This window comes from Lyngbya confervoides BDU141951 (genome assembly GCF_000817775.3).
GTDB lineage: Bacteria > Cyanobacteriota > Cyanobacteriia > Thermosynechococcales > Thermosynechococcaceae > Lyngbya > Lyngbya confervoides.
This window is the reverse complement of the sequence record NZ_JTHE03000090.1, coordinates 1-2,196: the sequence shown is the minus strand read 5'-3', so window position 1 is coordinate 2,196 and position 2,196 is coordinate 1. Positions and strand designations below refer to the sequence as shown.

At 51.1% G+C, this 2,196-nt stretch carries 3 protein-coding genes; all 3 read right to left on the bottom strand.

All coding sequences use genetic code 11. The annotated features are described in order from the left end of the window. Positions 1-58: 58 nt before the first annotated feature. On the bottom strand, positions 59-721 hold the full coding sequence (locus QQ91_RS15590) for a DMT family transporter (RefSeq protein WP_166284043.1): 663 nt from the start codon (positions 719-721) through the stop codon (positions 59-61). Positions 722-749: 28 nt separating this feature from the next. Beyond that, positions 750-1,766, bottom strand: coding sequence for an XdhC family protein (locus tag QQ91_RS15585; RefSeq protein ID WP_166284041.1), 1,017 nt, complete (start codon positions 1,764-1,766; stop codon positions 750-752). After that, positions 1,763-2,196, bottom strand: a 434-nt coding sequence (locus QQ91_RS15580; RefSeq protein ID WP_236096275.1) for a hypothetical protein, incomplete at its 5' end; no start/stop codon positions are given. The genes QQ91_RS15585 and QQ91_RS15580, both read right to left, overlap by 4 nt.

Genomic DNA, 2,196 nt, shown 5'->3' with positions numbered 1-2,196 from the left:
ACAATGTCGTGGATGCTCTCATTGCTCTATTTTCTGGAAGCCCCAAACCTTTCTTACTTCAGCCTGAGTAGTTACCTAATCCCATGTAAATAATCCCAGTCCAGGGTAACAAGTTATAGGATAAGCGTAGGGGTGCTTCAAGGAGTAGCGAACCTATCCAAAAAGCAGGAACCGTCAACCCAATTTGCCAGAAGGTAGCCTGCAAAGCCGAAACGTAATGAGTAACCTGGCGAATCTGTAAAATCGAAAGGCCCAAAAGCGCAGCTGAAAGTAGAAGTAACCCATCTCCCGCCCCGCTAGTCCCGACATCACCCTGAAGGCGATCGCTCAACACCAGTAGCACGCCCACCGTCGCCAAAGCCAGGCCCACTAGCTGCCCCGGACCTATCCGCTCATCCCTACGAATCAATTGATTAAAAATAATCACAAAAAACGGATGCAGGGCAATAAAAATACTGGCACGACTGGCTAGAGTCAATTGTAAACCAACCAATGCCACGGCATTGAACCCTAAAAATAAAAGCGCCGACCGAGCATGGTAAGCCCAGACTTGCCGGGAAGGAGGGCATAGCTGAACTCTGCGCCGCTGGGCATAAATCCCCAACGAAAGCGTTGCGAGACTAAAGGCCCAAGCTCCGCAGAGTAAAGGGGGAAAGGTGTCCAGCGCGATTTTGCTCGCAACTTGATTTCCCCCGAACATGCAAGTTAGGAGAAGCGCCATGCCAATTGCCCTCAATGGGAGGAGAGACTCAGATCGCTTGGGCAAGTGCATCGCCCCGGTCCTGCCGCCAAAACTCCCAACGGTCGCGTTCTTGCAGAATTTGGGCGGCGACCGCTATGGCAATTTCCTCAGGCGTGTGACTGTTCAATGGCAAACCAATCGGGGCATAGAGGTTAGCTAAGTCATCCGTTGACACCCCAGCTTGTTGTAGGTGTGCCCAAATGGTTGATAGTTTTGCGGGGCTTCCCATCACCCCAATATAGGGAAACGGACGACGCACCACTCCTAGCAGCGCCCGAACATCCGTACAGACTTCTGTCGTCATCACTGCCACACAAGTGATCTCAGGATAAGAGAGTGTTTCTCCAGCCGTTTTATAGTCTTCTAGAATCTGAAGTGGGACAGAAGCATTCTGTTGGCAGGGTTTTAAATTAGGTCGAGTGTCAAAAACACAGACCGCATAGTTGAGATCCTCCATGACCCGCGATAGTGCTAGAGCACAATGCCCTCCCCCGAAAATTGCTAGGCGTCTTCGGTTAAAAAGCTGCTCTTGGTACAGCCATGCTTCAGCTGAATAGGTCAAATGAATGATTGGTTGTCTCAGACTCACGGACCCTGGTCTAATGGCCATTTCCGCTGGAGAAATCCAAAGGATTGCAGGATTGTCTTGACCAAGCAAGACGGCCAACTGATCCATCAATGTAGCGTCGGATGTGGGAGAGCACAGGTAGTACAGGTTGGTTTGGCTCCCAGCACAAATCAAGCCTGATTTTTGACCTGTCCCTTCCTGGCAATGAACCAGTGTTTGGATTTCTGGCCTGAAGGATCCGCCTTGAAGAACCTGTGTGGCTCGTTCAATGATGCGATGCTCCATGATGCCACCCCCAACGGTCCCGGCGATTGTTCCCTCAGAAGTCACCAGCAGCTTGGCGCCCGTGGTGCCCGGAGACCCTTTGGTATGCCCCACCACCAACGCAAGAAAAACCGATTGGCCTCGCTGGAGTGCCTGGAGTAAGGTTTTCCAAAACTGGATCTGGGGCATCATGTCGATGAAACGATTGTGTGATCTTCGACACTAGCGTCTGGGCCCAGTCGGCTCAAAATTTGCCCCAATTCTTCGGCATAGAGCGCACAAAGCACCTGTTCAGGCGTCAGGGGAGTCTTAAACGTCAGCTTTGCGTTTGGCCGAAACGCCCGCATCGCATGGCGAATGGCAAAAAATACTCCAATGCCATACATCAGCGGGGGTTCACCCACCGCCTTAGATCCGTAGGGTGTGAGGAACTGATTCTCCCTTTCGCGGAACTGAATCTCTAGCTGCTGAGGCATGAAGAAAATATCTGGAATTTTGTAGGTGGTGAGGTTCTTGGAAAGCAGTTTTCCCTGGGAGGTGAACTGAGGCACTGGTTCCGTTGCCTGGGTCAGTGTTAATCCTTTCAATATCTGAATTTGAGCGATAATGTAATTTCCTATCA